The 2,558-nt window shown below is 47.8% G+C and carries 3 protein-coding genes; 1 reads left to right on the forward strand and 2 read right to left on the reverse strand.

What is annotated here, in order from left to right; translation table 11 throughout:
• A partial coding sequence (locus COT43_09635) for a hypothetical protein (protein PIS27608.1) occupies positions 1 to 899 on the forward strand: 899 nt, incomplete at its 5' end.
• 15 nt (positions 900 to 914) lie between these two features.
• Here the strand turns inward: COT43_09635 and COT43_09640 are convergent.
• Both COT43_09640 and COT43_09645 read right to left on the reverse strand, forming a co-directional pair.
• Entirely contained in the window at positions 915 to 2,357 is a 1,443-nt protein-coding gene (locus COT43_09640; protein PIS27609.1) for a hypothetical protein, read from the reverse strand.
• On the reverse strand, positions 2,354 to 2,558 hold a 205-nt coding region (locus tag COT43_09645), incomplete at its 5' end, for a hypothetical protein (protein ID PIS27610.1). The genes COT43_09645 and COT43_09640, both read right to left, overlap by 4 nt.

Here is a 2,558-nt window from a genome sequence, read left to right on the forward strand (position 1 = left end):
TATTTGAAAAAGCAGTCGCTGATCGCGGCCGACCGGATGTCGTCATCGCACACTCTTCGCTTTTTGCCGGCGCGGCACTGGGTCAATGGCTGATGGATAGAAATATTCCGCTGATTGTGGTCGAACATTTGAAAGAATTTCTGACTCCGGGAGCGTTTATATTCTTCCAGAAAAATTGCATCCGCGCGGCTTACCGGCACGCCGATCGGATCGTGGCAACCAGCACCCGTTTGTGCGAATCTATTATGCATCAGTTTCCGGAATTTACGGCCAAAACGGTGATTGTTCCCAATCCGGTTGACATTACCGCATTTACAATCGCTCCGGATCAAAAGCCGATAGTAAAGTCATTCGTCTTCCTGGCGGTTGCGCTCTTCCGCCCGGAAAAACGGCTCGATCTCTTGCTCCGGGCATTTGCATCCGTCTTAAAATCCTATCCAGACACACGGCTTATCCTAGTCGGCGATGGTCCGGAACGGCAAAGAATTGAGCGGTTGATTTCAGATTTAAACCTGCAATCCACAGTCATACTCGTCGGCTACCGGTCAAAACCCGAAACCGCCGCGGCCATGCAGTCCGCGCATGCGCTGGTTTTAAGTAGTGAGGTTGAGACATTCGGCGTTGTTCTGATCGAGGCCATAGCGACCGGCTTACCAGTCATTGCAACGCAGTGTGGCGGCCCGGAAGACATCGTTACTCCAGAAACCGGCTTTCTGGTGCCGGTCAATGACATCGCTGCGCTGGCATCTGCCATGCACCGGATGATCGTTGAATACGGGCAATTTGATCCGCAATGCATTCGGCAAATTGCTATAGAAAAATTCGGCGACCACGGCTACTGGCAGGCCATCCGGAATCTTTATTTACAGATTATTAACGAAAAACCTACGACGAAATGACGATTCCTGCCGGTTTCAGCGACCTGCCTTCGGTAACTCCGTTTTAATTCGTTTCAAAGGCCAAAACAGAATGCCGCCGACCCCGACTATTGTGACGATGGTTGCTAATACCCGGTAAATGATTATATTGCCCCGAACAGCGTAAAAATATGCCACGGCCGTCAATCCGATAATAGCGCCGAGTTTCTGCCAATCATAGACGATCGGGTAGTATTTACGATTGAAAAACCAGATCGCCACGGCCATTGCAAAATAAGCCAGGGCTGTCGCGACTGCCGCGCCAACCATGCCGAATTTCGGGATGAGAATGATATTCAAAATTATATTGGCCGCCGCACCTAATCCGCGGAAAACCGGCGCCCATTTGGTTTTCTCCAAAATAAAAATACTCGGTAATTGCAATAGATAAAGCGCCTGAAACAGATACGCCAGCAGAATGACCGGCGTGATATGGATTCCTGACCAGAATTCCTTGCCGATCAGAAAGTTGCCATTGACAGATAACCGTACGAGCGGCGGAATCCAAATGCTGAAAAACAGCCAACAAACCGCCAGTCCGGCGAATACAAAGAGAGAAATTTTAGCAAATATCGGTTTGGCGTCTCTGTCCTTTTCGTGTTGCAGGAAAAACGGTTGCCATCCAGTGTTGATTCCAAGTGTCAGCACTAACATGATGGCGCCGAGTTTATAGCCGACGCCGTAAATTCCGACGGTTTGAACGTCCGTGTACAATTTCAGTATCCAACGGTCCGCGAGTTCCAGTATCATCGCGAAAATTCCAGATGGTAAAAACGGAATAGCAAACCGAAATAACTGTCGCATACGGTGTGAATCGACAGCCTGAAACCGGAAGCGGCTGGCGACCACAGGCAATAGCGCCAACCAGATAATCATTGAAGAAATGATATTTGAAATAAAAATGCCGTCAAGCCCGAATTTGAGATTAACCACGAAGAAAATGTTCAAACCCATCATCAGGGTTACGTTTAGAAAATTGATAGCCGTGTAGGAAAATGGTTTGTTTTCCGCGCGCAGGACGATCATCGTCAAGGCGTTGAGCGAATCCAGCATCAAAATCGCAAGACAATAAACAAAATATCGCACGGCATCGGCGCCTATAACAAACGGCGTCAGGGATGTTTTAAATAAATAAAGAAGCATCAGTAAAAGAACGTTTGAGAAGAAAACCATCAGATAGGCATTAGTGAACACGCTCTGTCGCTCGGACTTGTCACGAATATAAAAATTCAGCAACGCGGCGTCCGTTCCGTAAGGCAAAATAACAATCATAAAGCCTAAAAAGGCATAAGCCAGCGTGATTATTCCATTTTGTGTCTGATCAAAAACGTTCGTGTAAATTGGAAGAAGCAGGAAGCTGATCGACCGGCTAAGCACAAGCCCAAAAAGGTAAATTGCCGACTCTTTGAAGAAACTTCTGAATGGCGAAACTTGATTCATGCTTTGAGCACCCGACGGTTGAAAATTTGCCGGATACTTACGAGCTCATCTTTCCTGAAAAAGCCAAAGAATTTCAGGCAAACGGGAAATGCAAACGCGATGAGCAGTCGTATCGTTAATGGCAAATCGAAAACGATGATCGGAATGCCGCCGCCCAGCGCCAGAACGAACAGAAATGCCACGCGGCGCAGTTCGTACGGA

The sequence above is a fragment of the Candidatus Marinimicrobia bacterium CG08_land_8_20_14_0_20_45_22 genome (genome assembly GCA_002774355.1).
Taxonomy (GTDB): domain Bacteria; phylum Fidelibacterota; class UBA2242; order UBA2242; family UBA2242; genus 0-14-0-20-45-22.